30 protein-coding genes and 1 tRNA gene are annotated in these 24,553 nt (G+C 65.3%); 19 read left to right on the top strand and 12 right to left on the bottom strand.

What is annotated here, in order from left to right; genetic code table 11:
• Nucleotides 1-83 precede the first annotated feature (83 nt).
• The 3 genes from FOC84_RS03420 to FOC84_RS03410 all read right to left on the bottom strand — a co-directional run bounded on the left by FOC84_RS03420 (nt 84) and on the right by FOC84_RS03410 (nt 3,565).
• Nucleotides 84-1,232, bottom strand: a complete 1,149-nt coding sequence (locus tag FOC84_RS03420; protein WP_173143180.1) for an aromatic ring-hydroxylating oxygenase subunit alpha — start codon at nt 1,230-1,232, stop codon at nt 84-86.
• A gap of 243 nt (nt 1,233-1,475) precedes the next feature.
• On the bottom strand, nt 1,476-2,486 hold the full coding sequence (locus FOC84_RS03415; protein WP_173143179.1) for an acyltransferase: 1,011 nt from the start codon (nt 2,484-2,486) through the stop codon (nt 1,476-1,478).
• A gap of 110 nt (nt 2,487-2,596) precedes the next feature.
• Nucleotides 2,597-3,565 carry a Bug family tripartite tricarboxylate transporter substrate binding protein gene (locus FOC84_RS03410; RefSeq protein WP_173143178.1) on the bottom strand — a complete coding sequence of 323 codons (969 nt, stop codon included), beginning with the start codon at nt 3,563-3,565 and terminating at the stop codon, nt 2,597-2,599.
• Nucleotides 3,566-3,721: 156 nt separating this feature from the next.
• On the opposite strand from FOC84_RS03410, the gene FOC84_RS03405 reads away from it, so the two are divergent.
• From FOC84_RS03405 to FOC84_RS03350, 12 genes are all read left to right on the top strand, one after another.
• Nucleotides 3,722-4,576: an IclR family transcriptional regulator gene (locus tag FOC84_RS03405; RefSeq protein WP_173143177.1), complete on the top strand. Its 855-nt coding sequence runs from the start codon at nt 3,722-3,724 to the stop codon at nt 4,574-4,576.
• A gap of 93 nt (nt 4,577-4,669) precedes the next feature.
• Nucleotides 4,670-4,936, top strand: coding sequence for an exodeoxyribonuclease VII small subunit (locus FOC84_RS03400; RefSeq protein WP_054451022.1), 267 nt, complete (start codon nt 4,670-4,672; stop codon nt 4,934-4,936).
• Between the two features lie 7 nt (nt 4,937-4,943).
• Nucleotides 4,944-5,855, top strand: coding sequence for a polyprenyl synthetase family protein (locus tag FOC84_RS03395; protein WP_173143176.1), 912 nt, complete (start codon nt 4,944-4,946; stop codon nt 5,853-5,855).
• A 53-nt stretch (nt 5,856-5,908) separates the two neighbouring features.
• Nucleotides 5,909-7,771, top strand: coding sequence for a 1-deoxy-D-xylulose-5-phosphate synthase (gene dxs, locus FOC84_RS03390; RefSeq protein ID WP_173143175.1), 1,863 nt, complete (start codon nt 5,909-5,911; stop codon nt 7,769-7,771).
• Nucleotides 7,772-7,952: 181 nt separating this feature from the next.
• Nucleotides 7,953-8,750 carry a GTP cyclohydrolase FolE2 gene (folE2, locus tag FOC84_RS03385; protein WP_173143174.1) on the top strand — a complete coding sequence of 266 codons (798 nt, stop codon included), beginning with the start codon at nt 7,953-7,955 and terminating at the stop codon, nt 8,748-8,750.
• 7 nt (nt 8,751-8,757) lie between these two features.
• The gene (locus FOC84_RS03380) at nt 8,758-9,681 is read left to right on the top strand and encodes a DUF817 domain-containing protein (protein ID WP_173143173.1); all 924 of its coding nucleotides are present in this window, start codon (nt 8,758-8,760) and stop codon (nt 9,679-9,681) included.
• Between the two features lie 192 nt (nt 9,682-9,873).
• Nucleotides 9,874-10,251 (top strand): 30S ribosomal protein S6, encoded by a 378-nt coding sequence (rpsF, locus tag FOC84_RS03375; RefSeq protein ID WP_013392507.1) that lies wholly within the window; start codon nt 9,874-9,876, stop codon nt 10,249-10,251.
• A 51-nt stretch (nt 10,252-10,302) separates the two neighbouring features.
• The gene (gene priB / locus FOC84_RS03370) at nt 10,303-10,626 is read left to right on the top strand and encodes a primosomal replication protein N (RefSeq protein WP_173143172.1); all 324 of its coding nucleotides are present in this window, start codon (nt 10,303-10,305) and stop codon (nt 10,624-10,626) included.
• A gap of 110 nt (nt 10,627-10,736) precedes the next feature.
• On the top strand, nt 10,737-11,009 hold the full coding sequence (gene rpsR, locus FOC84_RS03365; RefSeq protein WP_006218308.1) for a 30S ribosomal protein S18: 273 nt from the start codon (nt 10,737-10,739) through the stop codon (nt 11,007-11,009).
• A 14-nt stretch (nt 11,010-11,023) separates the two neighbouring features.
• The gene (rplI, locus tag FOC84_RS03360; protein WP_173143171.1) at nt 11,024-11,479 is read left to right on the top strand and encodes a 50S ribosomal protein L9; all 456 of its coding nucleotides are present in this window, start codon (nt 11,024-11,026) and stop codon (nt 11,477-11,479) included.
• Between the two features lie 126 nt (nt 11,480-11,605).
• On the top strand, nt 11,606-12,445 hold the full coding sequence (locus tag FOC84_RS03355; protein WP_173143170.1) for a hypothetical protein: 840 nt from the start codon (nt 11,606-11,608) through the stop codon (nt 12,443-12,445).
• Entirely contained in the window at nt 12,442-13,824 is a 1,383-nt protein-coding gene (locus FOC84_RS03350; RefSeq protein WP_173143169.1) for a replicative DNA helicase, read from the top strand. The genes FOC84_RS03355 and FOC84_RS03350 overlap by 4 nt, the downstream gene beginning before the upstream one ends.
• A 64-nt stretch (nt 13,825-13,888) precedes the next feature.
• Here FOC84_RS03350 and FOC84_RS03345 read toward each other — a convergent pair whose 3' ends face one another.
• The 5 genes from FOC84_RS03345 to FOC84_RS03325 all read right to left on the bottom strand — a co-directional run bounded on the left by FOC84_RS03345 (nt 13,889) and on the right by FOC84_RS03325 (nt 17,551).
• On the bottom strand, nt 13,889-14,866 hold the full coding sequence (locus tag FOC84_RS03345) for a bile acid:sodium symporter family protein (RefSeq protein WP_088139296.1): 978 nt from the start codon (nt 14,864-14,866) through the stop codon (nt 13,889-13,891).
• 124 nt (nt 14,867-14,990) lie between these two features.
• Entirely contained in the window at nt 14,991-15,971 is a 981-nt protein-coding gene (gene pdxA, locus FOC84_RS03340; RefSeq protein ID WP_173143168.1) for a 4-hydroxythreonine-4-phosphate dehydrogenase PdxA, read from the bottom strand.
• A 62-nt stretch (nt 15,972-16,033) separates the two neighbouring features.
• On the bottom strand, nt 16,034-16,342 hold the full coding sequence (locus FOC84_RS03335; RefSeq protein ID WP_173143167.1) for a hypothetical protein: 309 nt from the start codon (nt 16,340-16,342) through the stop codon (nt 16,034-16,036).
• 42 nt (nt 16,343-16,384) lie between these two features.
• On the bottom strand, nt 16,385-16,843 hold the full coding sequence (locus tag FOC84_RS03330; protein WP_173143166.1) for an Lrp/AsnC family transcriptional regulator: 459 nt from the start codon (nt 16,841-16,843) through the stop codon (nt 16,385-16,387).
• A 102-nt stretch (nt 16,844-16,945) separates the two neighbouring features.
• Complete coding sequence (locus tag FOC84_RS03325; protein WP_173143165.1) at nt 16,946-17,551, bottom strand: hypothetical protein; 606 nt, start codon at nt 17,549-17,551, stop codon at nt 16,946-16,948.
• 187 nt (nt 17,552-17,738) lie between these two features.
• Between FOC84_RS03325 and FOC84_RS03320 the strand changes: the two genes are divergently transcribed.
• Together FOC84_RS03320 and FOC84_RS03315 are read left to right on the top strand one after the other, a co-directional pair.
• Nucleotides 17,739-17,984 carry a hypothetical protein gene (locus FOC84_RS03320; protein ID WP_042792626.1) on the top strand — a complete coding sequence of 82 codons (246 nt, stop codon included), beginning with the start codon at nt 17,739-17,741 and terminating at the stop codon, nt 17,982-17,984.
• A 234-nt stretch (nt 17,985-18,218) separates the two neighbouring features.
• Nucleotides 18,219-18,446, top strand: a complete 228-nt coding sequence (locus FOC84_RS03315; RefSeq protein WP_254241903.1) for a hypothetical protein — start codon at nt 18,219-18,221, stop codon at nt 18,444-18,446.
• A gap of 10 nt (nt 18,447-18,456) precedes the next feature.
• Here FOC84_RS03315 and FOC84_RS03310 read toward each other — a convergent pair whose 3' ends face one another.
• Together FOC84_RS03310 and FOC84_RS03305 are read right to left on the bottom strand one after the other, a co-directional pair.
• On the bottom strand, nt 18,457-19,020 hold the full coding sequence (locus tag FOC84_RS03310; RefSeq protein WP_173143164.1) for a DedA family protein: 564 nt from the start codon (nt 19,018-19,020) through the stop codon (nt 18,457-18,459).
• Nucleotides 19,017-20,456, bottom strand: coding sequence for a PLP-dependent aminotransferase family protein (locus tag FOC84_RS03305; protein WP_173143163.1), 1,440 nt, complete (start codon nt 20,454-20,456; stop codon nt 19,017-19,019). Before FOC84_RS03305 ends, FOC84_RS03310 begins: the two co-directional genes overlap by 4 nt.
• Before the next feature lie 340 nt (nt 20,457-20,796).
• Between FOC84_RS03305 and FOC84_RS33340 the strand changes: the two genes are divergently transcribed.
• The 4 genes from FOC84_RS33340 (at nt 20,797) to FOC84_RS03285 (ending at nt 23,273) form a co-directional block, all read left to right on the top strand.
• A complete protein-coding gene (locus FOC84_RS33340; protein WP_254241902.1) occupies nt 20,797-21,006 on the top strand; it encodes a hypothetical protein in 210 nt (69 codons plus the stop codon).
• Between the two features lie 20 nt (nt 21,007-21,026).
• Nucleotides 21,027-21,103: transfer RNA gene (locus FOC84_RS03295), tRNA-Met, on the top strand.
• Between the two features lie 250 nt (nt 21,104-21,353).
• Nucleotides 21,354-21,695, top strand: a complete 342-nt coding sequence (locus FOC84_RS03290) for a hypothetical protein (RefSeq protein WP_173143161.1) — start codon at nt 21,354-21,356, stop codon at nt 21,693-21,695.
• A gap of 306 nt (nt 21,696-22,001) precedes the next feature.
• Entirely contained in the window at nt 22,002-23,273 is a 1,272-nt protein-coding gene (locus tag FOC84_RS03285) for a TIGR03862 family flavoprotein (protein ID WP_173143160.1), read from the top strand.
• A 12-nt stretch (nt 23,274-23,285) separates the two neighbouring features.
• On the opposite strand, the gene FOC84_RS03280 is transcribed toward FOC84_RS03285, so the two are convergent.
• Together FOC84_RS03280 and FOC84_RS03275 are read right to left on the bottom strand one after the other, a co-directional pair.
• Nucleotides 23,286-23,693, bottom strand: coding sequence for a hypothetical protein (locus FOC84_RS03280; RefSeq protein ID WP_173143159.1), 408 nt, complete (start codon nt 23,691-23,693; stop codon nt 23,286-23,288).
• A gap of 66 nt (nt 23,694-23,759) precedes the next feature.
• On the bottom strand, nt 23,760-24,119 hold the full coding sequence (locus FOC84_RS03275) for a hypothetical protein (RefSeq protein WP_173143158.1): 360 nt from the start codon (nt 24,117-24,119) through the stop codon (nt 23,760-23,762).
• 180 nt (nt 24,120-24,299) lie between these two features.
• On the opposite strand from FOC84_RS03275, the gene FOC84_RS03270 reads away from it, so the two are divergent.
• Entirely contained in the window at nt 24,300-24,431 is a 132-nt protein-coding gene (locus FOC84_RS03270; protein WP_088139308.1) for an entericidin A/B family lipoprotein, read from the top strand.
• Nucleotides 24,432-24,553: the final 122 nt, after the last annotated feature.

Raw genomic sequence — 24,553 nt, 5'->3', positions numbered from 1 at the left:
ATGGGTTGGACCGGGATCCATCCCATGGGGTGCTGTTCAAAGGCAGGGTCTCGCTGCGGGGGAGGGGCCCCGGAGCCCAGGTTTCAGACCCGCTCCTGCATGATGCGGCGATACCATTCATGGAAGTGCTGCATGCCGTCTTCCATGGGCGATTGATAGGGGCCGGTTTCGTTCACGCCGCGCAGCATCAACGCCTTGCGGCCCGCGTCCATGCGTTCGGCGATCTCGTCGTCCTCGATGGCCGTTTCCATGTAGGCGGCGCGCTGCGCATCGACGAATTCGCGCTCGAAGGCGGCGATTTCCTCGGGGTAGTAGAACTCGACCACGTTCACCGTTTCCTGCGGGCTCTTGGGATACAGCGTGGAGAGCACCAGCACGTGCGGATACAGCTCGATCATGTGGGTCGGGAAGTACGTGACCCAGACCGCGCCGAAATCCGGCGCATCGCCTTCGCGGAACGCCAGCAGGCGGTCGTGCCACTGCTTGTACACGTCGGACCCCGGCTGCGCCAGGGCGTTGTGCACACCGACCTTCTGCAGGCTGTACCAGTCGTTGAATTCCCAGCTCAGGTCGTCGCAGGTGACGAAGCGGCCCAGGCCCGGGTGGAACGGACCGACGTGGTAATCCTCGAGGTAGACCTCGATGAAGGTCTTCCAGTTGTAGTTGCACTGGTGCACTTCGACGTGGTCCAGCACGTAGTCGCCGAAGTCGAATTCCGGACGCGAGAACAGCGGCGCCATGTCGGCGGACGGATCGCGCGGGCCTTCGAACAGCAGGCCATGGCAGTCGCGCAGGCGGAACTTCTGCAGGTTCATGCAGGGTGTGGTGGCGAACTGGGGCGCGCCCAACAACTCGCCCTGGTTGTTGTACGTCCAGCGATGCAAGGGGCAGACGATATTGCCGCCGGTTGCCTTCAGATTGCCATGCGTATTGCAGTTGCCGGCCACATTGCCGGTCTCGCCGCCCAGCATCAAAGCCTGGCGGTGGCGGCAGACATTTGAGATGAGTTCGACGCCTTGCTGGTTGCGAACCAGCACGCGTCCTCCGTCTTCCTGGACCAACGTACGCCAATCCCCGATTTCGGGCACCACTTTCTGGTGGCCGACGTATTGTGAGGATTGCTTGAAAATGAGTTCTTGCTCGCGGGCAAAGAGGGCTTCGTCAAAATACGCGCTGACGGGTAGCTGGGTGCGAGCTGGCACTACATGTGCCATCCGACCGATGTCGGTCATGATTCCCCCCGCTCGGATAAAAAAGCCAGGACGGATGAGCTTTTGCCTGGCGGCTTTGATATCCGCTGGGTGAAGTCCGTTCTGGCGCGAAGAAAAATCGGTGTCTGGCCGATCAAATAAGCCGTGAATTGTACCCCAAGCCCTTACCCCGCGCCCGTGAAGATCTGCGAAGCTTGGTGAAGTTATGCCGGAGCCGATTTACAGGCGTTCCGCGGGGCATAACCCCTTGACGATGTAGGCCTTTCAGACGAATCGGCGCGTGCTCGGATGCCGTCTCAGCAGCCAGCTGCTGGCCGCCGACAACACGAACACGCCGGCGGCCAGCACGGGCAGCGTCCAGGCGTCCGCGCGCGCGCCTGTCAGGGCGCCGGCGCGATGCGCCACGTCCAGGAACAGCGGGTGGATCAGATAGACGCCGAAGGTCAGCGGCGCCAGCGAGGCCAGCCGCGGCAGGCGCGGCGACGAGATGATCCATTGGAAAGCCGCCAGCGACATGAACGGCACCGTCAGGCTGAAATAATCGTAGAAGTAGGTGTCCAATGCGCGGTTGCTCGACATCGCATGCACGCCCAGCGCGGTCGCGGCCACGCTGGCCGCCAGCATCAGGCCGGGGCGGGGAATGCGCATCTGGCCGTCGAAGATCAATCGGCCCGCCACGAAGTAGCCCAGGTAGGGCAGGAACCAGGTCAGGAAGAAACCGGCGGGCGCGCCCAGGGCGCGGCGGTACAGCGCGTCCAGGATCGCCACGCCCAGGATGCCCACCACCCACAGCGCGCGGGCGCGCGGCGTGCTGCGCGCATACAGGATCCGCACCAACGGCGCGGACAGGTACAGGCCCACGATCATGTACAGGTACCACAAGTGGTAGTACGGCTCGCCCTGCACCAGCTTGCGCGGCCAGAACGAAAAATCGATGCGGCCGTCGTCCCACCAATCCAGCGCCGTGCGCCATGCCAGATAGAAGAAGGTCCAGAACAAGAGCGGCGCGCAGATCCGCGCCATGCGCCGGCCGTAGAACTGGCGCGCGTCCTGCGGCTTGTCGGGGTCCAGCAGCAGCGCACCGCTGACCATGACGAACACGGGCACGCACCACCTTGCCGCCGAGTCATACAGGTTGGCGGCCAACCAGGCGCCCCCGCCATAGATGGCGGGATTGCTGACTATCATGGCCGCGCTGTGCAACAGCACCACGGCCACCGCCGCCAACCAGCGGGCGGCGTCCAGGCGCGCGTACTTCTCTTCGGTGTAAGGCATCGGGCTCCAGCTCGAGGGGTTTCCCTTTTCACCTTAGCAGCCGCGCGCGCCCGGTTTCTGTTTCGAGGGGTTAGGGCATATCTCGCTTTTTCACGAAATCGCCCGGGATTTCATTGCAGGACGATATTGGCCTGCTTGATCAATTGCGACACGATGGGCTGTTCGGTCTTGATCTGTTTGTCCAGTTCGGCGGCCGTGCCCGAGCGCGGGTCGATGCCCATGTCCAGCATGCGTTTCTTGACGGTTTCGTCCTGTAGGGTTTCGACCAGGGCCTGCTGCAGTTTTTCCATCACAGGGGCGGGAGTGCCCTTGGGCGCCACGAAGCTGAACCAAGCGGTCATGTCGAAGGCGGGATAGCCTTGCTCGGCCAGCGTCGCCAGCTTGGGCTGCGTCGCCAGGCGGCCGGGGCTGGTGATGGCGAAGACCTTGACCTTGCCGGCATCGGCCTGCGGCATGCCGGTGGCCACCATGTCGAAGAACAGGTCCACGTCGCCGCTGATCAGGGCGGGCAGGGCCTGGGTTGCGCCCTTGAACGGCACGTGCAGGATGTCGATGCCCGCGCGCTCCTTGAAGAGTTCGCCTGCCAGGTGCGAGGACGTGCCCGGGCCGAAGGTGGCGAAGGTCAGCTTGCCCGGGTTCTGCTTGGCGTAGGCCACCACGTCCTGGGTGCTGTTGAACGGCCGCTTGGGGCTGGCCAGCAGGACCAGCGGTCCGACGCCCACCATGCCGATGCGGGCGAAGCCGTCGGGGTCGTAGGGCAGTTCTTTGTACAGATAGCGGTTGGTGACCAGCGTGGAGTTGGTCGCCATCAGGATGGTGTAGCCGTCCGGCGCTTCGCGTGAGACGAAGGCGGCTCCGATCGAGGTGCCGGCGCCCGCCTTGTTCTCGACGATCATGGGCTGGCCCAATGTCTTGGCCATGCGTTCGGCCAGGATCCGGGTCAGCACGTCGGTGGCGCCGCCGGCCGGGAAGGGCGAGACTACCTTGATCGGCCGGGCCGGATAGGTGTCGGCCTGGGCGCCCAGCGCTGCCGCGCTGAGTAGCAGGGTTGCCAGCAGTTTGAAGCTAGTGCGTATCAATGTTTTCCCCTTGAAAACGCGTGCATGAGTGGAAGGTCGGGCCTGGCTGGGCGCTGCGGAGCAGTGCTTGCCAGGTCTCCTTGAATGGATTAAATTCCGCAAAATGGAATTTAATTTTGTTATTCGAAATAAACTATAAAAACGAAGCGAATAGAAATGCAATCTTTTTCTGACGCCAAGCGCATCGCGCATCCCGCCGCCAAACCGGACGGCAAGGTGGAACTCAGCCTGCCCGCGCGCCGCAAGCGCGCCGCCGGCGCGGGCGAGGGCGCCAATTCGCCCGACTTCATCACGGCGCTGGCGCGCGGGCTGGACGTGCTGCGTTGCTTTCGCCATGGCGTGACGGCCCTGGGCAACCTGGATCTGGCGCGCCTGACCGGCCTGCCCAAACCCACCATCAGCCGCATTACCTATACCCTTACTGAATTGGGTTATCTGCGCTATCACCCGGACACCGGCAAGTACTCGCCCGGCTATGGCGTGCTGGCGTTGGGCTTCGGCCTGCTGGCCGGGCTGGAGGTGCGCGAGCTGGCCAAGGCCTCGATGACCGAGCTGGCGCGCGCCACCGGCGGTGCGGTGGCCCTGGGCGCCTTCGACGGCGATGCCATGACTTACGTCGAAGCCATCCATGGTTCTTCGGCGCTGTACCTGCGCCTGCCCGTGGGCTATCGCGCCAGCCTGGACAGCGCCATGGGCCGGGCCTATCTGGCCAGCCTGCCGCCCCAGGCTTGCGCCGATGCGCTGGCCCGCCTGGACGAGACGGCGCCGGACGCGGCCGCCATCGAACGCGCCCGGGCGGAATTGCGCGATACGGGCTGCTGTTACGCCATCGGCGAATGGCAGTCGGGGATCAATGCGGTCGCGGTGCCGTTCTCCTCCCTCACGGGCGAGGGCGTCTTCGTCATGAGCTGCGGCGGGCCGGCCAGCCTGCTGCCGGAGGCGGGCCTGCGCACGCGGGTGGCCCCCCTGCTGCGGGCCGCCATAGCGGGGCTGGCGGGCGTCCCGGCCTGAGACGCGCGGTGAGCGGCGGCAGGCCCGCCGGCCTTGCGGGTATCTCGTACAATTCACGGATTGATCCACCCCCTAGCGCCCTCGGAGACCCGTTTGGCCAAATCTTCACAAGCCGATCCGCAGATCGATGACCGTCCCTTGCCCCAGGATTTCGAAACGGCGCTGGCCGAACTCGAATCGCTGGTAGCGGCCATGGAAGACGGCTCGTTGCCGCTGGAGCAGTCGCTTGCCGCCTACCGGCGCGGCGTGGCGCTCACGCGGGTCTGCCAGGAACGCTTGGCGCAGGCCGAACAGCAGGTCAAGGTCCTGGAGGGCGACTTGCTGCGCCCGCTGGACCCGGCGGCGCTGGATGACGAATAAGAATCCAATGAAGCAAATTCAACTCGCCTTCCCGGAATGGCTGCAAGGGCGCGTGCGGCACGTCGAAGACGTCCTGGACGATCTGCTGCCCCCGGCGGATGCGCTGCCCTCCCGGCTGCACGAAGCCATGCGTTACGCCGTGCTTGGCGGCGGCAAGCGGGTGCGCGCCGCGCTGGTCTACGCGGCGGGGCAGGCCTGCCCCGTCAGCGGCAGCGTGCTGGCCGTGCAGGCCTCGTTGGACCGCGCCGCCGCAGCGGTGGAACTGATTCACGCCTATTCGCTGGTGCACGACGATCTGCCCTGCATGGATGACGACACGCTGCGCCGCGGCCGTCCCACCGTCCACGTGCAGTTCGACGAGGCCACCGCCATGCTGGCGGGCGATGCGCTGCAGCCGCTGGCTTTCGATCTGCTGGCTTCCATGCCGATCGCGCCCGCGCTGATCGTGCAGGCCACTCAGTCGCTGGCGCGCGCCGCCGGCAGTCAGGGCATGGCGGGCGGCCAGGCCATCGACCTGTTCAGCGTCGGCCGGGCATTGACGCGCGACGAACTCCAAACCATGCACAGCATGAAGACGGGCGCCATGCTGGCATGCAGCGTGGCCCTGGGCGGCATCGTGGCGGGCGCCAGCTCGGCCTCGCGCCAGGCGCTGGACGCCTATGCGCAGGCCGTCGGGCTGGCCTTCCAGGTCGTCGACGACATCCTGGACGTCACCGCCGACAGCGCCAGCCTGGGCAAGACGCCGGGCAAGGACGCCGCCGAGAACAAGCCCACCTATGTTTCGCTTCTGGGACTGGACGGCGCGCGCGCGTTCGCCCAGGAACTGCGTGAGGACGCGCTGGCTGCCCTGGCTCCGCTGGGCGAGGCCGGATCGCGCCTGGCTGAACTGGCCGACTTCATCGTCCTACGAGACCGCTGAGCCGGGACCAGCCCGGGCTGGAGGCAGGCCGGGCCAACGAACCAAATAAAAGCATGACGACAGATTTACTGGACCGCATTCAATCCCCGGCAGACCTCAAGCGCCTGGATCGCCGTGAGCTGAAAAGGCTGGCCGACGAGTTGCGCGGCTTCGTGCTGGAATCGGTGTCCAAAACGGGCGGGCACCTGTCGTCCAACCTAGGCACGGTCGAGCTCACCCTGGCCCTGCACCAGGTGTTCGATACGCCGCATGACCGCATCGTCTGGGACGTGGGCCATCAGTCCTATCCGCACAAGATCCTGACCGGACGCCGCTCCGGCATGGACAAGCTGCGTCAGCAGGGCGGAATTTCGGGCTTCCCGAAACGCAGCGAATCCGAATACGACGCCTTCGGCACCGCGCATTCGTCCACTTCCATCTCGGCTGCGCTGGGCATGGCGGTGGCCTCGCGCAACGCCGGCGTGCAGCGCCAGCACATCGCCGTCATCGGCGACGGCGCGATGTCCGCGGGCATGGCCTTCGAAGCCATGAACAACGCCGGCGTCACGCCCAACATCAACCTGCTGGTGATCCTGAACGACAACGACATGTCGATCTCGCCGCCGGTGGGGGCGCTGAACCGCTATCTGGCGCGCCTGATGTCGGGCCGCTTCTATGCGGCCGCCAAGAACGTCGGCCGCGCGGTGTTGCAGCACGTGCCGCCAGTGCTGGAACTGGCGCGCCGCTTCGAAGAACACGCCAAGGGCATGGTCACGCCGGCCACGCTGTTCGAGGAATTCGGCTTCAACTACGTTGGCCCGATCGACGGACACGACCTGGACGCGCTGGTGCCCACCCTGCAGAACCTCAAGGCCCTGGAAGGCCTGCAGTTCCTGCACGTGGTCACCAAGAAGGGCCAGGGCTACAAGCTGGCCGAGGCCGACCCGGTGCTGTACCACGGCCCGGGCAAGTTCGATCCGGCCGTCGGGATTCAGCAATCGAAGGCGCCGGGCAAGCGCAGCTTCACGCAGGTGTTCGGCCAGTGGCTGTGCGACATGGCTGAACAGGACTCGCGCCTGGTCGCCATCACGCCCGCCATGCGCGAGGGCAGCGGCCTGGTGGAATTCGAAAAGCGCTTTCCCCAGCGTTATTTCGACGTGGGCATCGCCGAGCAGCACGCCGTGACGTTCGCCGCGGGCATTGCCTGCGAGGGCCAGAAGCCCGTGGTCGCGATCTACTCCACCTTCATGCAGCGCGGTTACGACCAGTTCATCCATGACGTGGCCCTGCAGAACCTGGACGTGACCTTTGCCTTGGACCGCGCCGGCCTGGTGGGCGCGGACGGCGCCACGCATGCCGGCAACTACGACATCGCCTTCCTGCGCTGCGTGCCCAACATGGTCGTGGCCACGCCTTCGGACGAAAACGAAACGCGGTTGCTGCTGTCGACCTGTTATCAGTATCCCGGCCCCGCGTCGGTGCGCTATCCGCGCGGCGCCGGCTGCGGCGCCGCCGAAGCGCCCGGTCTGGACACGGTCGAGCTCGGCCGCGGCGTGGTGCGCCGCGAGGGCCGCAAGATCGCCATCCTGGGTTTCGGCACGCTGGTCCAGGCGGCGTTGGGCGCAGCCGAAAAGCTCGACGCCACCGTGGCCGACATGCGCTTCGTCAAGCCGATCGACCGCGAGCTGATCCTCGACCTGGCCAGCCGCCACGACGCGCTGGTCACGTTGGAAGACGCTTCCATCATGGGCGGCGCGGGCAGTGCGGTGCTGGAAGCGCTGAGTTCGGCCGGGGTCGCGATCCCGGTGCTGCAACTGGGCTTGCCCGACGAGTTCATCGACCACGGCGAGCAATCGGCGCTGTGGGCCGGCATCGGCCTGGACGCGGTGGGCATCGAAAGCGCGATCCGCGCCCGCTACGCCGATCTGCTGGCCTGATTGCGCAGCGATTCCTGCGGGTTTTGCCCGCAGGAATGAAACACACTGTTCCGGCCCCGCCAACCTACGAATAAAAGGGTTTTCCCTGGCGCTTGGCGGACTATGGGCGATAATGGCCCCCTCTCAAAGATTCCTAGGCCCGTGCGTTTTCACGACTGACTGCCTAGACAGGTAAGCCGAAATGAATTCTCCGATCGACCCCGCCCTCGTGATGCCCGATGTCCAGAGTTCGGCGGACACCCGGCACATCCCGATTCAGCGCGTGGGTATCCGTGGCGTGCGCCACCCCATGTTGATTGAAAGCGGCGACGGCTCGCCCCAAGGCACCGTGGCCAACTGGACGCTGACCGTGGCCCTGCCTCCCGAAGAAAAGGGGACGCATATGTCCCGCTTCGTGGCCCTGCTGGAAAAGTACCGCAGCACCCCCATGACGCCGACTCTGTTCCGCGCCATGGCGGCCGACATGCTGCCGCTGTTGCATGCCGAGCGCGGCGACATCACCGCCGCCTTCCCGTACTTCATCAACAAATCCGCCCCGATCTCCGGCGTGCAGAGCCTGCTGGATTACGAAGTGCAGTGGATCGCCCGCGCCCAGGGTGACGAGGTCGAGTTCGAACTGATCGTGCAGGTGCCCGTCACCAGCCTCTGTCCTTGCTCCAAGGCCATCTCCGAGTACGGCGCCCACAACCAGCGTTCGCACGTCACGGTGTCCGCCATCCTGAATGCCGACATCGGCATGGACGGCGTCATCCGCCTGATCGAGGAAGAAGGTTCCTGCGAGCTGTGGGGCCTGCTCAAGCGCCCGGACGAGAAGTACGTCACCGAGCGCGCCTACGACAACCCCAAGTTCGTCGAGGATCTGGTGCGCGACGTGGCTGCCCGCCTGAACGCGCATCCCGGCATCGCCCGCTACCGCGTGGAAGCCGAGAACTTCGAATCCATCCATAACCACTCGGCCTACGCCGTCGTGGAAGGCTGAGCTTGCCGTGAGCCATCCGGCGGCCAATGACTGGCCGCTCATCGCGGGGCTGCAGCAGTGGGAATCGCGGCTGGCCAGCAATCTGGCCGGCCGCGGCCGTTTTGGCGTTGCGCTCTACGAGTTCTTCCGCTTCGGCGTGAAGCAGGCCTGGGCCTGCCTGTTCGGCGGCCTGATGTGCGCGCTGCTGCTGGGCACGCACTGGTGGTACCCCAAGGACGCCGTGCTGGCCCGCTACGATTTCCTGACCCTGGCTGCGTTGGGCATCCAGGCGCTGCTGCTGGCGCTGCGCATGGAAACCTGGAGCGAAGCCCGTGTGATCCTGCTGTTCCATGTGGTGGGAACGGGCATGGAAGTGTTCAAGACCGCCGCGGGTTCGTGGATCTATCCCGAGGCCAGCGTGCTGCGCATCGGCGGCGTGCCGCTGTTCACGGGTTTCATGTACGCCGCGGTGGGCAGCTACCTGGCCCGCGTGTGGCGCCTGTTCGATTTCCGCTTCCGCGCGCATCCGCCGGCGGCGGCCAGCGTGGCGTTGTCGGTGCTGATCTATGTGAATTTCTTCGCGCACCACTACATCATGGATATCCGGTGGGCGCTGTTCGCGCTGACGGCTGTCCTGTTCGCCCGCACCTGGGTGTATTTCCGCATCTGGCGGGTCTACCGGCGCATGCCGCTGTTACTGGGTTTCGTGCTGGTGGCCTTGTTCATCTGGTTCGCCGAGAACATCGGCACCTTTGCCAATGCCTGGCGTTATCCCAACCAGTCGCAGGGCTGGGAACTGGTGTCCATCGCCAAGCTGGGCTCGTGGTTCCTGCTGATGATCATCAGCTACGTGATGGTCAGCGTGGTCAACCGGCCCCAGGAAATCGATGTTGCCGATTTGCCTCGGCCGGCGGGGCAGGGCGGTGGAAATAGCCCGTCCCTTATTTCCTGATACCCTCTCGGCTTGCGCCTACAAGCTCAATCGGTGATAATCGAGAGCTTTCTTGCTCGACCGCCCATGGTTTTTGGGTAGCGGGCTGCCCCTTGCGGGCCACTGTTCAAGATGCATATTGCGATCCGCCCCTGATGGAAAGCGGGGGCGCAGGACGGTCGGCCAGCGAGACATCCTCAAGGAGTTTTACTCATGCGTCACTACGAAGTGGTGTTTATCGTTCACCCCGACCAAAGCGAGCAAGTGCCCGCCATGGTCGAGCGTTACCAAGCGCTGGTCACGGGCCAAGGCGGCTCGGTTCACCGCCTGGAAGACTGGGGTCGCCGTCAACTGGCCTACCCGATCCAGAAGCTCGTCAAGGCTCACTACGTCTGCCTGAACATCGAGTGCGGCCAAGCCACGCTGGATGAGCTGGAACACTCGTTCCGCTACAACGACGCCGTTCTGCGCCACCTGGTCATCAAGACCAAGAAGGCTCAAGCCACGCCCTCGATCATGATGAAGTCGGTCGAACGCGAAGAAGCCCGCAAGGCTTCGGCTGAAGCAGCAGCGCCGGCTCAGGCCGAGTAAGCAGGGCTCACGCAGAGCTCATCCCATGAAGTCCCCTCGGTGCCTGGCAGGATGAACAAGCTGGAACTCAGCGCTCGCGTTCTGGAATGCGAGCCTTTGCGCCACACTCCCGCCGGTTTGCCCGCACTGGAAATGGTGCTGGCGCACGAGTCCGAAGTCGTCGAGGCAGGCCACCCGCGCCGCGTCGAACTGACTATCGCGGCCGTGGCACTGGGCGATCTGGCGTTGCTGTTGAAGGACACCGCTCTAGGGTCCGAATTGCTGGTGCAGGGGTTTTTGGCTCCCACCCGCAAGGACTCGGTGAAGGTCAAGCTGCATTTGCAGCAGGCACGTAGGGTCAGTGGCAGCGCAGGACGCGATCCGCTGGTGGCTTGAAGGGAATTGGGCAAGAGGCGCGATGAGCGCCTTCTGAATACGGATAGGTTATGGGGGTTTGGGCCCGTTTTGGGTAAAACCCGGCCCCCTCAAACAAAGAGGCACATATCATGGCTTTCTTCGGAAAACGCAAGGAAAAACGCAAATTCACGCAGCAGAACCCGCTTTTCAAGCGTCGTAAGTTCTGCCGCTTCACCGCTGCCGGCGTGGAAGAGATCGACTACAAGGATCTGGACACCCTGCGCGACTTCGTGCAAGAAAACGGCAAGATCATCCCGGCTCGCCTGACCGGCACCAAGGCAATCTACCAGCGCCAGCTGGACACCGCCATCAAGCGCGCGCGCTTCCTGGCCCTGTTGCCTTACACCGACAACCACAACTAATCCGGGGCACTGAAATGCAAGTTATTCTGCTCGAAAAAGTCGTCAACCTGGGTAACCTCGGCGAAGTCGTCCGCGTGCGTGATGGCTACGCCCGCAACTTCCTGATCCCCCAGCGCAAGGCCCGTCGTGCAACCGACGCCGCCCTGAAGGAATTCGAAGCGCGCCGCGCCGAACTGGAAAAGGTCCAGGCTGAAAAGCTGGCCGCCGCCCAGGCTCTGGGCGAGCGCCTTGCCGGCTTCCAGCTGAAGATCTCCCAGAAGGCTGGCGTCGACGGCCGTCTGTTCGGTTCGGTCACCAACGCCGACATCGCCGAAGGTCTGAAGAAGGCCGGTTTCGAAGCCGTGGAAAAGGCGCAAGTCCGCCTGCCCAACGGCCAGCTGAAGGCGATCGGCGAGTTCCCGATCCAGGTTGCCCTGCACGCCGACGTGCTGGTCGACGTGACGGTCCTGGTCGAAGGCGAACTGTCCTAAGCCGGTACCCGCAGTAAAAGGAAGCCGGCCCGCGTGCCGGCTTTTTTTCTTTTTTGCGCTACGCGTATTGCGTGTAGTCTTCGGACTCCACGATCCCGGCTTACGCCGCACTCTTCAGAGGACGTCTTGACTCAGCCCCCCGTTCACCACAACGCGCCTGCCGGCTTGCGAGCCTGGCTGGATAGTGTGGATGCGTCGCGTGAACCTTCGGTGCGGGATGTGACGATAGATGGCGTGCGCTGCATCATCAAACGCCGCCGCCCCAGCATCGGCCAGGGCGTGAGCTACGCGCTGCGCTACGTGCGCGCCCTGTTCCTGGGAGTGGTGTGCAAGATATTCCTGGGTGAGTTTCCGCGTCCGGGCGTGTTGTTGCGCAACGGCCTGGCGCACGAGTCGCAGCGCCTTGCGCAGCTGTTGAAGGCAGGCTGCCGTGTGCCCGAGGTCTGGTGGCAGGAGCAGGGTCTGCTGGTGCTGGAGTACGTGGGCGAGGACCTGGCCGACCTGATCCGCAACGAGGACACGACCTCCCGGCTATGGCTGGCGCGCGCCGCCGCGGCCGACCTGGCTGCCTTCCACGCGCGCGGCATGTGGCATGGCGGTGCTCAGATCCGCAACATCACCTTGCAGGAAGGCGAACTGTGGCGCATCGATTTCGAAGAGAACATCGGTTCGACCCTGTCGCGCCCGCTGGCCCAGGCCTATGACCTGTTCCAGATGCTGGCCTCTCTGGTGTCTTTGCGTAAATTGCCCGACGACGTTGCCCGTGTGCTGGGTAAACTGGCGCTCGAAGTCTATTTCGAGAGCAACCCCGATGCCGAGGTCCGAGCCCGCCTGACACGTCTGGCGCGCGTGCTCTGCGGCATCGCCGCGCCCTTGCGCGTCGTGCTGGGCCGTCTGCCCTCGCGTGATATCCAGGGATTCTTCCGCGTCGCGGACATCCTGCAGCCGTTACTATTGAAGTCATGAATACACCCGCCGATCCCCAGCTCGAATACCTGCGCGTTCCCCCCCATTCCATCGAGGCGGAGCAGTCGGTTCTGGGCGGCCTGCTGCTGGACAACACCGCCTGGGACCGCATCGCCGACGTGCTGGTGGAAGAAGACTTCTACCGTCACGATCACAGGCTGATCTGGCACCACATCGCCCGCCTTATCGGGCTGGCGCGTCCCGCGGACGTGATCACGGTCAACGAGTCCCTGATCAGCGCGGGCAAGGCGGAAGACTCAGGCGGGCTGGCCTACCTGAATGCCCTGGCGCATAACACCCCGTCAGCTGCCAACATCCGGCGCTATGGCGAAATCGTGCGCGAACGCGCCATGCTGCGCAAGCTGGTGTCGATCGCTGACGAGATTTCCTCGGCTGCCCTGAATCCGCAAGGCAAGGAAGCCCGCCAGTTGCTGGACGAGGCTGAATCCAAGGTCTTCAAGATTGCGCAGGAAGGGTCGCGCGGCGCTGCTGGCTTCCAGGAGATCCAGCCCTTGCTCACGCAGGTGGTTGAACGCATCGATGAGCTTTACCACCGCGAGGGCAGCTCCGATGTGACGGGCGTGCCTACCGGTTTCGCCGATCTGGACAAGATGACGTCTGGCATGCATGGCGGCGACCTGATCATCGTGGCCGGCCGCCCGTCCATGGGCAAGACCTCGTTCTCCATGAACATCGGCGAACATGTGGCCATCGAGCAGGGCCTGCCGGTGGCGGTGTTTTCCATGGAAATGGGCGCCGTGCAATTGGCGATGCGCATGCTGGGTTCGGTGGGCTTGCTGGACCAGCACCGCATGCGTACCGGCAAGCTGATCGCCGACGACTGGCCGCGCGTGACGCACGCCGTGCAGCTCATGCAGGACGCCCAGGTCTACATCGACGAAACGCCCGCGCTCAGCCCGATGGAAGTGCGCGCGCGCACGCGCCGCCTGGCGCGGCAATGCGGCCAGTTGGGCCTGATCATCATCGACTACCTGCAGCTCATGTCGGGCAACGGCTCGGGCGAAAACCGCGCCACCGAAGTGTCGGAAATCAGCCGTTCGCTCAAGGGTCTGGCCAAGGAACTCAACTGTCCGCTGATCGCCCTGTCGCAGCTGAACCGAAGCCTGGAACAGCGGCCCAACAAGCGTCCCGTGATGAGCGACCTGCGCGAATCGGGCGCCATCGAACAGGACGCCGACGTGATCCTGTTCATCTATCGCGACGAGGTCTACAACCCCGACTCGCCGGACAAGGGCACGGCCGAGATCATTATCGGCAAGCAGCGTAACGGTCCCATCGGCACGGTGCGCTTGACCTTCCAGGGCTCTAGCACGCGCTTCCTGAACTTCTCGGGCTCGCAGCCGCGAGACATGTACTGAGTCCTCCCGCTCAAAGCAAAACCGCGCCGAGGCGCGGTTTTTCATTGGCGGGAAGGAACCTGTTTCAGGCTTCTGCTTCGGGCCGCTTGCCGAAGCGCGCGGCCAGCACGCCGCACACCATCAGCTGGATCTGGTGGAACAGCATCAGGGGCAGCACGATCGCGCCCACGGCGTGGCCGGCGAACAGCACCTGGGCCATCGGAATGCCGCTGGCCAGGCTTTTCTTCGAACCGCAGAACAGCAGCGTGATGCGGTCTTCCACGTTGAAGCCCAGCACCCGGCCGGCCAGGGCCGACAGGCCCAGCGCCAGCGCCAGGATGACGGCGCAAGCCACCACCAGGCCGGCCAGCGCCGGGATCGGGGTCGAACTCCACAGGCCTTCGTTGATGGCTTCCGAAAACGCCGTGTAGACCACCAGCAGGATGGAGCCCTGGTCGACGAACTTCAGCATGGCCTTGCGCTTGTGCACCCAGGCGCCGATCCAGCGGCGGGCGAACTGGCCCAGCACGAAGGGCAGCAGCAGCTGCAGCATGATCTTGCCGACGGCGTCGAACGAGATCGGCGCGCTGCCCGCGTTGGCGACCACCGTGCCCACCAGCAGCGGGGTGAGGAAGATGCCGAGCAGGCTGGACGCGGAGGCGCTGCACACGGCCGCGGGCACGTTGCCGCGCGCCATCGAGGTGAAGGCGATGGCCGACTGCACCGTGGCGGGCAGGCAGCACAGGAACAAGATGCCCAGATAGAGTTCCGGCGTGACCAGCGGCTCCAGCACCGGCTTGAGCGCCAGGCCCAGCAGCGGGAACATCAGGAAAGTCGCGGAGAAGATCGTGAGGTGCAGCTTCCAGTGCGTCAGGCCGGCGATGATGGCCTCGCGCGACAGGCGCGCGCCGTGCAGGAAGAACAGCAGGCCGACCGCGATGTTGGTGATCCAGCCGAACACCACCACGCCTTGCCCGTGGGCGGGCACGATGCTGGCGATGATGACGGTGCAGATCAGGTAGAGGGTGAAGCGGTCGGGAAGAAGGCGGGCAAGGCGTGACATGGGGGGATGGGGGATGGGCGGACGAAAAGCGCCGCGGGCGCCGTAAACGGGGCGTATTGTAGTCCCGGGGACGCCTTGCTTCCTGACAGCCAGTTGTCAGCGCTGCAGGGCCGCGGCGCGACGCTCAGGGCGTCATGGCCAGCGCCAGATCGAAGGCGGCGACCAGCGAGGCGTGGTCCGCCAGGCCCTTGCCCGCGATATCGAAGGCGGTGCCGTGATCCACGCTGGTGCGCACGAAAGGCAGGCCCACCGTCACGTTCACGCCATGGTCCAGGCCCAGGTACTTGACCGGTATCAGGCCCTGGTCGTGGTACTGCGCCACGACGATGTCGAATTCGCCGCGCCGGGCGCGCATGAAGATCGTGTCGCCGGGCCAGGGGCCGCTGGCGTCCATGCCTTGCGCGCGGGCCGCGGCAATCGCGGGCTCGATGATGTCGATGTCTTCGCGGCCGAACTTGCCGCCTTCGCCCGCATGGGGATTCAGCCCCGCGACCGCGATGCGCGGCTGGGCGATGCCCATCTGGCGGCAGGCCTGGTCGGCCAGGCGCATGGCGGTCAGTTCGGCCTGCGGCGTGATGCGCGCGATCACGTCGGCCAGCGCCACGTGTATGGTCACCAGCAGCACGCGCAGTTCGTCGTTAGCCAGCATCATCGCGAAGTCGCGCGTGCCCGAGCGTTCCGCCAGGATCTCGGTGTGGCCGGGGTAATCGATGCCGCCGGCATGCATGGACTTCTTGTTCAGCGGCGCCGTGACGATGGCGCGGATGCGGCCGGCCTGCGCGTCGTCGATGGCGGCGCAGACGTAATCGTAGGCGCCGCGTCCGGCCGCCGCGCTGATCTGCCCCAGGGGCAGGTCGGCGGGCAGGGCGGGGCTGCAGGCGATGACGTTGATGTGGTCAGCGCCCGGCGCTGCCTGGCCGACATCGGCGACCTCGACGATCTCCAGCCTGGCGCCCAGCTGGGCGGCGGCGCGGCGCAGCGCGCCCGCGTCGCCGTACACCACGCAAGGCGCATTCAGGCCTTGTGCGTAGGCCTTGACGACGATTTCAGGGCCGATGCCGGCGGCATCGCCCATGGTGATGCCCACGGGCAGGGAGGTCTTCACGGTGCAGGGAATGAGGTTGTGTTGCGGATCATGCTACACCCGAAGGCGGGCGGGCCGCCGCCTTACTTCGAGGGATTCTTGGGGGCCTCGATGACGCCGCATTCGAAGGTCACGGTGGCGCGCTTGGGGCCCAGGCCGGTCGCGTGGTTGGACGTGATCTTGGGCTTGACCAGCTTGCGGTCGATCGATTGGCAATACTGTTCGGCCCGCAGCAGGGCCTGGTTCTTGATTTCCACCCAGGTCATCATCTGCGAGCCGGAGCTGTGGGTGACGCTGTAGGTGTCCTTGCCGACGGACGTGACCTCGCTCATGCTGGAACAGGCGCTCAGCAGGGCGAGCAATACGGCGGCGGGGGCAAGGCGTGCAAACATGAGGCGTCCTGAAATGGCGATTACCGCAATTACACCATCATTTCATGGCGCGGCCACGGCGCTGCGGCGGTCGAGCTTGCGGCTCAGGACGATGGATGTCTGGGTCTGCTTGACGCCGTCTATCAGGCCGATGCGGTCCAGCAGTTCGTCGAGCTGTTCGTGGGTTTCGCAGCGCAGGAAGATAAGGTAATCGTAGGGGCCGCTGACCGAAGAGACCTCCTCGACCTCGGGCATCCTTTCTAGTTCGCGGATCACCGCGGCCGGGGTCTTGGGCAGCACGCTGATGAAGCAATAGGCGCGCACCGCCGCTTCTTCTAGCAGCCGCCCCAGGCGCACGCCGTAGCCTGCGACGATGTGCTCGCGTTCGAGCCGCGCGATGCGCGCCACCACGGTGGTGCGCGCCAGGCCGAGCTTGCGTGCCAGGATGGCCGCGGGTTCACGCGCATTGGCTTGCAGCAGGCTGAGCAGTTGCCGGTCGATGGCGTCGAGTCGTTCGTTCATACGGTGAGGGGCGGCACGTGGCGAGAGAGCGCGAGTGCCGACGGTACAGGCCGGGGCCTGCCCGCGTCAATGCGCGGCCGCGCGCGAGCATTGCGCGAGATGTCAGCCGTCCGATTCGGGCGGTATGCCGCCCTGATAGATGCGCCCGTCGAACTCGAAGCGCGTGATGGTCTTGCGCGCGGCATCGAAGATGCGGTCGCGGCTGGCGTCGTCCAGGCCGTCGTGGTCGGCGAAGCTGAAGCGGCACAGATCGATGTCGCTGTCGTAGAAGGCCGAATGCACGTAGCGGCTGACGTCGGCCTCGTGCGCGAAATGCGCGAACTCGCGCAACTGCTCCATTTCGTGGAAGGAGCCGTTGCGGCTGACCAGCAGCATGCCGAATTTGCGCTCTTCGTCCGCGATCGGTTCCGGCGCGGGCAGGGCGTCGGGGTGCCGCGTATCCTGGTAATCGAAGCGCGCGCCCAATTCGTGCATGGCGGCCAGCACCCGCTGCCATTGCGCTTCGTCCAGCGTGAGGCGCGCCGCCACGTAGAACAGGCGCTGGCGGCCCAGCGAACGCGGCTCGGGGCCGCCGATGAAGCTGTGCCAAGGGATGGTTGCATCCAGTCCGGCCAGCTCCGCCATGCGCGCGTCGCTGTATCCCAGCCTGTCCTGCAGGCGCCGCACGGACTGGGCGTCAGGCGGGAGGTAGTTCTGAATCGTCTTCATGGGCGGCCTCCGGTTGTACCGGTTCGGTCGCGGGCGCGCAGCCCTGGAGACGGAGCCGGTGACATGCGCCGCCGTGCCTCAGCGGCTACGCTTCATGCTAGCGCGGCGCGCAGGGCTTGCCTAGCATGGGCGGTGCGCGGCGCCATGCTAGGATTTGCGCCGACTTCAATGCCAGGAGGCTTACACAATGGACATCCAGGAACAAATCGCCGTCATCGTGCATACCATTTCGCATCAGGGCGGCCGCATCGACGCGCTGAATTCGACCCTGCTGTCGATGCTGCATCTGGCCAAGGCATCGCCCGGCCTGCGCGAAGCCATCGAGGCCCAGCTCGAGCAGAACTATTCCAGCCTGCTGGCCCGCTCCGAGAATCCGCAGTACGTGGCCGGTTTCGAGAGCGTGCGCGACATGATCCTGGGCGCCCTGAAATAGGCCGTCCGGCTTGCGGGAGTTACCCACAACTTCTGTGGACAAGCCTTGGGATAGTACGGGCATAGATGTTCATTTTCCTTTAATTACAAAGGCTTGCATGGAGCGGTCAAACCTGGCTCCAATTGCTCGCTGCGGCAGCGCCGCCCGCGCGCTGCCGCAGGCCACGCAAGCCGGGTAATATGCGGCCCCATGCGGAATCAGTATTCATTGGAATGCCGGGGCGGATCGATCGCGATGCGCGTCTCGGAAGCAGCAAAGCTGGCGGCGTTCGACCCCGGCAAACTCTCCCCCGAGGCGCGCCAGAGCTGGGAGCGCATGGGGCATGGCTTCAAGGCCTGGCACGACTTCGACCAGCGCCATCCCATCCTGCGCCGCCTGGCGCGCTTGCCCCTGCTGGGCCGTTGGTACCGCAATGCGCGGCGCCGCTACGTGTTGCGGGCCAGCGGCAAGCTGGTGGTCTGAGGCTCCGCGCCTACTTGCGGCGCTTGCCCAGCAGGTGATACGCGAGCCAGATGGCCGCGCCGATCGCCAGGGCCACGGCCAGCTTGGTCTCGACGCCGTGCAGGCGTCCCAGCATGGATTCGATCGTCTGCCCGAACAGGTAGCCCAAGGCGCTGAAGCACGCCGCCCAGATGGCGGCGGCAATGGCGTTGAGCGCCAGGAAGCGCAGCGGCGGCACGTTCGATACGCCCAGGGCCACCGGCCCCACCGTGCGCAAGCCATACAGGAAGCGCAGGCTCAGGATGAAGCCGTGCGGATAGCGGTCCACCGCCGCCAAGGCCTTTTCGAAAGCGGGCTTCTCGCGGATGCGCCGGACATAGCGATGGTCGCGATAGCGGCGCCCCAGGAAGAACAGCGCCTGGTCCGCCAGGAATGAACCAGCGAACGCGCAAAGCACGACATAGGGCAGGTGCAGCAGGTGCTGGTGCGCCAGGAATCCGGCGAACACGACCACGCTTTCGCCTTCGAGCAACGTGCCGGCGAATACCGCCCACAGACCGTAGTCGACGATGAACTGATGCAGGGCCGGATTCATCTAGGCCGCTCGGCCACGATGCGCGCCAAGGTCTGCAGGGCGGCGGTGATCTCGGGCGTGGTGCGTTGCCCGCAGCTGATGCGCAGAAAGTGGTTGTAGCGTGTGCCGTTGGAGAACATGGCGCCCGGCGCGACCCGTATGCCCTGGCGCAAGGCAGCCTCGAATACGTCCGTGCCGGAACGTCCGTCGGGCATTTCCACCCACAGCAGCATGCCGCCTCGCGGCACGCTCAGCCGGGTGCCGGGCGGAAAGTGCGCGGCAATGGTCTCGGCTGTCTGGTCGCGCTGCATCTTAAGGTACCGGCGCAGGCGCGACAGGTGGCGGTCGTAGGCGCGCGAACCCATGAACTCGGCCACGGCGATCTGCGCCAGTGGCTCGTTGGGGCGGCTCTGGGCGAACTTCAGCATGGCGATGCGGGCTTTCCAGCGTCCGCCCAGCAGCCAGCCCAGGCGCATGCCCGGCGCCAGCGTCTTGTGCATGGACGAGCAATAAATGACATTGCCGGTCGCGTCCCAGGATTTGGCGGCGGCCAACGGTGTGTCGTCGTCCGTCAGCGCGCCGTAGGTGTCGTCTTCGATCAGTGGCACCTGCTGGCGTTCGCACAGGGCGACCAGCCGCGCTTTCTCCGCGTCGGGCATGACGCAGCCCAGGGGGTTCTGGAAATTGGGCACCACCACCACGGCGCGGATGTTGCCGTGCGTCTGGAACGCCAGGTCCAGCGCTTCGATCGACAGGCCGTGCTGCGGACTGGTGGGGATCTCCAGCGCCCGCATGCCCAGGCTTTCCAGGATCTGCAGCAGGCCGAAATAGGCGGGCGATTCGACCGCGATCGTGTCGCCGGGCCGGGCCACCGCGCGCAGCGCCAGGTTCAGGGCCTCGATGCAGCCGTGCGTAACGATGACGTCGTCCGGCGTGGCGTTGATGCCGTTGGCCAGCGCCCGGCGGGCGAGCACGGTGCGCAGGTCCGGATGTCCCTGCGGCGGAACCGGGCTGACCAGCACCTGGGGCGACTGGCGCAGCGCGCGCATCATGGCCTGCTTCAGTTCCTCCAGCGGATAGGCTTCGGGCACCGCCGCGGCCAGCGCGAAATTGGCGCTGACCGGATGCGCTTCGCACTTGGCCACGAAGTCCGAGACCCGGTCATGGATGCCCACGTACTGCGCGGCTTCCAGGGTTTGGCGGATGTCGGGCTCGTCCACGGGCGGGATGCTGTTGCGCCGGGGCTTGAGGACAAAGTAGCCCGAGCGGGGGCGCGCTTCGATCAGGCCGTCGTCTTCCAGTTGGCGGCAGGCCTGCAGCGCCGTGGACAGGCTGACGTGATGGGTGCGCACCAGAGTGCGGACCGAGGGCATGCGCTGGGCGGGCGCCAGCACGCCTGTCTGGATGGCGCGCCGGTAATGATTGGCCAGGCGTAGATATAGCGGTTGCGGATCCATGCGCCGATCATGCTCCCCGAGGTTGGAATGAGGCTAGGCACAGATTCGAGCAAAGTACACCATAACAGTGAGGAAATCGAGTATCTGCATCGGTACAGAAACCCTCGGAGTGTGACTGTTGCGCATAGCAGGGCGGGCGTAGCCTGTGGTTGTCCGACAGGAGATGACGATGATTGCGACTTACGCCCCAGATGCCCAGGCCCGCCGCCTGGAACTTGCCGCCGGCGCCAGCCGGAAACTGGTCCTGCGCCCGGGCGCCACCCTGGTATGCGTCAGCGGCAGCGTGCGGGTAGAGGAACCTGCGAACGGCCCGGAAGCCGCGGGAGGACTGCCTCGTGCCGTGGCCGTGCGCATCAATGCGGGGGAGGGGCATGGCCTGGGCTACGGCGGCGTGGCGCATGTCACGGCCATCGGTCCCGCGGAGCTGATCTGCCTGGACAGGGCGGGCTATGCGCAGCGCTTTTTTCAGGCCGCGGCCGCTTTTTTTCAGCTGAATTCGACCAAAAATAGAAAAAACTCCCTCGGTGCGCTGCACGAGATTTCAAAATGATGTATGATTCACACATCAGACGCGGGGTGGAGCAGTCTGGCAGCTCGTCGGGCTCATAACCCGAAGGTCGTAGGTTCAAATCCTGCCCCCGCAACCAGTTTCAAGCAGGACCCGGACGGTCCCGTGGCATGGCAAGAAATGCCGCACTGGATAGTCCCTTGCAGAAGAAAGCCGCGATATTCATCGCGGCTTTTTTTTCGCCCCGCGGCAGGATTTCCCGCACCGCTTGCTCTGCGTCAAACCTTTGTTCCAGTCCGGACTTTCCCTGGTGTTCGCGGCCGCACAGGCCTCCAACCGTGCGCTACCATGGGTCACGCGCGCTAGGTTGCCGCACTCGAGGAGGGTCCATGGGAACAGCAAAATACGATCATCCCGGCTATGTCGCCGATACGGGCGCTGACGGCAAGTACCACGTGGGCATCTGGTGCCCCCACGGCTATCCCGCGCATATCCATATCGGCCGGCCGGCTGAACGCGGCGATCCGCAGGCGATGCTGCGTCTGCGTATTCCGGATGGGGTGTTCCAGTCCTTGCCCGATGATCCTGAAACGCTCTGCCGCCGCGCGCTGGGTCAGGCGCTGGGTGCCGGTTTGCTGCCATCCGTCTCGGTGGACGGCGAGTACCAGGAGCTGCGTTTCGAGATCGACGCCGAACCCTGGTCCGGCCCGATGCAGTCCGCCAACGCCTGAGCCTGGGCACGATCCGCGGCTGAGTGCTTTCCTGTTCGGGCTGAATTACCCACAGCTACTGTGGACAAGCCTTGGGATAGCCTCTGCGCATTTCGGGTTTTCCCTGTCGGAACAATGACTTGGCAGTGCCGGTCAATAAACGCCCCATCGGGGCGTTTATTGCTTCCGGGCAGCCCCAAGGTTCGGCTATGCGACAATCTTTTCCCTTCCTGGCGCGTCAGCGCCTGTTCCGCCATTGCCTCCCGGTTCGTTCCCCATGCTTAGTGCTACGCGTATCCATTCCTGCGGCCTGAAGGCGCCGGCGCCATGAGTCCGGCTGTCGCGCGTGTCGCCGTCATAGGCGGCGGTCCGGCCGGCCTGATGGCGGCCGAGCGCCTGAGCGAGCAAGGCGTGCAGGTGGATGTGTTCGATGCGATGCCCTCGGTCGGCCGCAAGTTCCTGATGGCGGGCCGGGGAGGCTTGAACCTGACCCATAGCGAGCCGGCAGCGCCGTTCCTGGCGCGTTACGGTGACCGCGCGCTGAACGTGGCGCCTTGGTTGCGCGCGCTGGATGCCGACGGACTGCGCGAATGGACGCATGGCCTGGGCATTCAGACCTTTGTGGGTTCGTCCGGCCGGGTGTTTCCCCAGGAAATGAAGGCGGCGCCCCTGTTGCGGGCGTGGCTGGCCAGGCTGCGCGCCAGCGGCGTGCGCCTGCACATGCGGCACCGCTGGCTGGGTTGGCCGGCGGGTTCGCGGCCGGGCGCGGGAGCGCTGCGCTTTCACACGCCCGAGGGCGAACAGCTCTACGCGGCCGACGCCGTGGTGCTGGCGCTGGGCGGAGGCAGCTGGGCCAAACTGGGATCGGACGGCGCCTGGGTCGACGGCTTGCAAGCGCATGGCGTCGCCGTTGCGCCGCTGCGTCCGGCCAATTGCGGATTCGATGTGGCTTGGTCGGATCATTTCCGCGAGCGCCATGCCGGGCAGCCCGTGAAGTCCGTGGCCATGGCCTGCGAGACCACGGCCGGCAGGACGCCTGCCAGGCAGGGGGAGTTCGTCGTGTCGGAAACCGGCATAGAAGGCAGCCTGGTCTACGCTTTGTCCGCGCCGCTGCGCGACCAGATCGACAGCCAGGGGCATGCCATCGCCCTGCTGGATCTGGCCCCGGATTGGTCTCAGGAAAAAGTGATGGCGGCCGTGACCCATCCGCGCGGCTCGCGCTCGATGTCCAGCCATCTGCAGAGCCGCCTGGGTCTGATCGGGGTCAAGGCGGGGCTGCTGCGGGAATGCGCCACGGCCGAGGACTTCCGCGACCCAGAGCGTCTGGGCTTGCGCATCAAGGCCTTGCCGTTGCGCCTGGAGCGAGCGCGGCCCATGGACGAGGCGATCAGCACGGCTGGCGGTGTGTCGTTCGACGCATTGGATGCCGGCCTGATGCTGCGCGGGATGGCTGGCGCGTTCTGTGCGGGGGAAATGCTGGATTGGGAGGCGCCGACGGGCGGCTATCTGCTGACGGCGTGCATGGCGAGCGGCGTGGTTGCCGCGGCCGGGGTGATGGAATTCCTGAGATCCGCCGGGCGCGTGCCGGCGGATGCCTGAAGCCGAGCGGCTTCAGGAGCCCGAAGTGTAGGGCGCCAGGCCCAGCGGCGCTCGCGGCGCCAGATCGCCGACCACATGGCCCACCACGGGCTCGCCCCCTTCCGGTTGCGTGACGATGCCGATGACGCGGGTGATGGCGCTGGCAGGAATGTCCGTGCCGTGCGCGGGATCCTGCACCAGTTGCCAAATGGTGGCTTCGTCGGGGATTGCGTTCTGCTCGGTCAGGTCGGAGCTGTCCAGGCAACTGCGGGCAAAGGCGGACCAGTCCGACGCGTTGCAGGGCAAACCATGAGCGGTGGCCAGACGGGCCAGGGCCAGGGGCGCATCCGCCTGGCTGGCGGCATGCTGGGCGGCGGCTCCCAGGGAGACATCCAGCGACAGCAAGCGCAGGAACTCTACGACGTTGTCGGCATTCTTCATAGTGCGGTCTCCTGCGGTGACTGTTCTGGTTATGGCCCTGAGCCTGCTGGCAAGCCGGGCGGTGCTTCAGGCTGGGCCTTGGCCCAGCATCGATACCAATGACTGTTTCAGGCGCGCCGAAAAAATGGGTACCGTATGGGATACCCCGTCGCGGTCCACGCCCTCTTTGAGTTCGACCGATTGGCCGAGAAAAATATCCGGCGCGGCGCCGATTTCGTTGTAGCGGGCCAGCAATTCGTTCACGTTCTGCTGCGCGTCGGCCAGCGTGCTGCTTTCAGCCAGCTTGCCGGCGGCATGCGCCTGCAAAATGCGATGGAGATCGTCGATGAAGAGCGCCAAAGCTGCCTGGCCGCGGCATTGCGGCTGTTCCCAGCCCCAGCCCTGGTGGGCCGAACCGGCGTTTTGCGATGCTTGTTTCTTGGTCATGTCCGCATCCTAATCGATTGGCGGCAATTGCGCGACAGGCGAACGCAAGCCTTTTCAACGGTGTTTGATACTTGTTCCGACCCTTGGCGCGGGCCTGCCGGGGCCGCGTCCAGCCGATGCCCAAATGAGGGTCTTTGGGGTATGCTGGCTTCACTTTCCAAGCCCAGACAGGAGATGTCTATGAAGAACAAAGTCTTTCTCGCCATGTTGCTTTCGATCGCCGCGCTATCGGCGGGTTGCAACACCGTAGCGGGGGCAGGCAAGGACATCCAGCGGGGTGGCGAGAAGATTGAGGGCGCTGCCACCAAGTAGCCCCCCTTGTTCCATATGCCGTAATCCCGGCTCAAAAGCCGCGAGACATGCCTACGCATCCTTCTCGCGGCTTTTTTGTTGATGCGCGGGGCGGGAGAGGCAGCAAACGAGCGCCGCGAGAG

It is taken from the genome of Achromobacter pestifer (assembly GCF_013267355.1).
Lineage (GTDB): Bacteria > Pseudomonadota > Gammaproteobacteria > Burkholderiales > Burkholderiaceae_B > Achromobacter > Achromobacter pestifer_A.
Note: the sequence above shows the minus strand (reverse complement) of the source record. Positions and strands in the feature narration are given on the sequence as shown.

Excerpts from the sequence above, each read along its gene's own strand:
- FOC84_RS03285 (WP_173143160.1), top strand. The coding sequence starts at position 22,002 with ATGAGTCCGGCTGTCGCGCGTGTCGCCGTCATAGGCGGCGGTCCGGCC.
- rpsF (WP_013392507.1), top strand. The coding sequence starts at position 9,874 with ATGCGTCACTACGAAGTGGTGTTTATCGTTCACCCCGACCAAAGCGAG.
- priB (WP_173143172.1), top strand. The coding sequence starts at position 10,303 with ATGAACAAGCTGGAACTCAGCGCTCGCGTTCTGGAATGCGAGCCTTTG.
- FOC84_RS03345 (WP_088139296.1), bottom strand. The coding sequence starts at position 14,866 with ATGTCACGCCTTGCCCGCCTTCTTCCCGACCGCTTCACCCTCTACCTG.
- FOC84_RS03330 (WP_173143166.1), bottom strand. The coding sequence starts at position 16,843 with ATGAACGAACGACTCGACGCCATCGACCGGCAACTGCTCAGCCTGCTG.
- FOC84_RS03420 (WP_173143180.1), bottom strand. The coding sequence starts at position 1,232 with ATGACCGACATCGGTCGGATGGCACATGTAGTGCCAGCTCGCACCCAG.
- FOC84_RS03310 (WP_173143164.1), bottom strand. The coding sequence starts at position 19,020 with ATGAATCCGGCCCTGCATCAGTTCATCGTCGACTACGGTCTGTGGGCG.
- FOC84_RS03320 (WP_042792626.1), top strand. The coding sequence starts at position 17,739 with ATGGACATCCAGGAACAAATCGCCGTCATCGTGCATACCATTTCGCAT.
- FOC84_RS03350 (WP_173143169.1), top strand. The coding sequence starts at position 12,442 with ATGAATACACCCGCCGATCCCCAGCTCGAATACCTGCGCGTTCCCCCC.
- FOC84_RS03405 (WP_173143177.1), top strand. The coding sequence starts at position 3,722 with ATGCAATCTTTTTCTGACGCCAAGCGCATCGCGCATCCCGCCGCCAAA.
- FOC84_RS03305 (WP_173143163.1), bottom strand. The coding sequence starts at position 20,456 with ATGGATCCGCAACCGCTATATCTACGCCTGGCCAATCATTACCGGCGC.
- FOC84_RS03325 (WP_173143165.1), bottom strand. The coding sequence starts at position 17,551 with ATGAAGACGATTCAGAACTACCTCCCGCCTGACGCCCAGTCCGTGCGG.
- FOC84_RS03335 (WP_173143167.1), bottom strand. The coding sequence starts at position 16,342 with ATGTTTGCACGCCTTGCCCCCGCCGCCGTATTGCTCGCCCTGCTGAGC.
- rplI (WP_173143171.1), top strand. The coding sequence starts at position 11,024 with ATGCAAGTTATTCTGCTCGAAAAAGTCGTCAACCTGGGTAACCTCGGC.
- FOC84_RS03270 (WP_088139308.1), top strand. The coding sequence starts at position 24,300 with ATGAAGAACAAAGTCTTTCTCGCCATGTTGCTTTCGATCGCCGCGCTA.
- FOC84_RS03290 (WP_173143161.1), top strand. The coding sequence starts at position 21,354 with ATGGGAACAGCAAAATACGATCATCCCGGCTATGTCGCCGATACGGGC.
- FOC84_RS03275 (WP_173143158.1), bottom strand. The coding sequence starts at position 24,119 with ATGACCAAGAAACAAGCATCGCAAAACGCCGGTTCGGCCCACCAGGGC.
- rpsR (WP_006218308.1), top strand. The coding sequence starts at position 10,737 with ATGGCTTTCTTCGGAAAACGCAAGGAAAAACGCAAATTCACGCAGCAG.
- FOC84_RS03280 (WP_173143159.1), bottom strand. The coding sequence starts at position 23,693 with ATGAAGAATGCCGACAACGTCGTAGAGTTCCTGCGCTTGCTGTCGCTG.
- dxs (WP_173143175.1), top strand. The coding sequence starts at position 5,909 with ATGACGACAGATTTACTGGACCGCATTCAATCCCCGGCAGACCTCAAG.
- folE2 (WP_173143174.1), top strand. The coding sequence starts at position 7,953 with ATGAATTCTCCGATCGACCCCGCCCTCGTGATGCCCGATGTCCAGAGT.
- FOC84_RS03415 (WP_173143179.1), bottom strand. The coding sequence starts at position 2,486 with ATGCCTTACACCGAAGAGAAGTACGCGCGCCTGGACGCCGCCCGCTGG.
- FOC84_RS03315 (WP_254241903.1), top strand. The coding sequence starts at position 18,219 with ATGCGCGTCTCGGAAGCAGCAAAGCTGGCGGCGTTCGACCCCGGCAAA.
- FOC84_RS03395 (WP_173143176.1), top strand. The coding sequence starts at position 4,944 with ATGAAGCAAATTCAACTCGCCTTCCCGGAATGGCTGCAAGGGCGCGTG.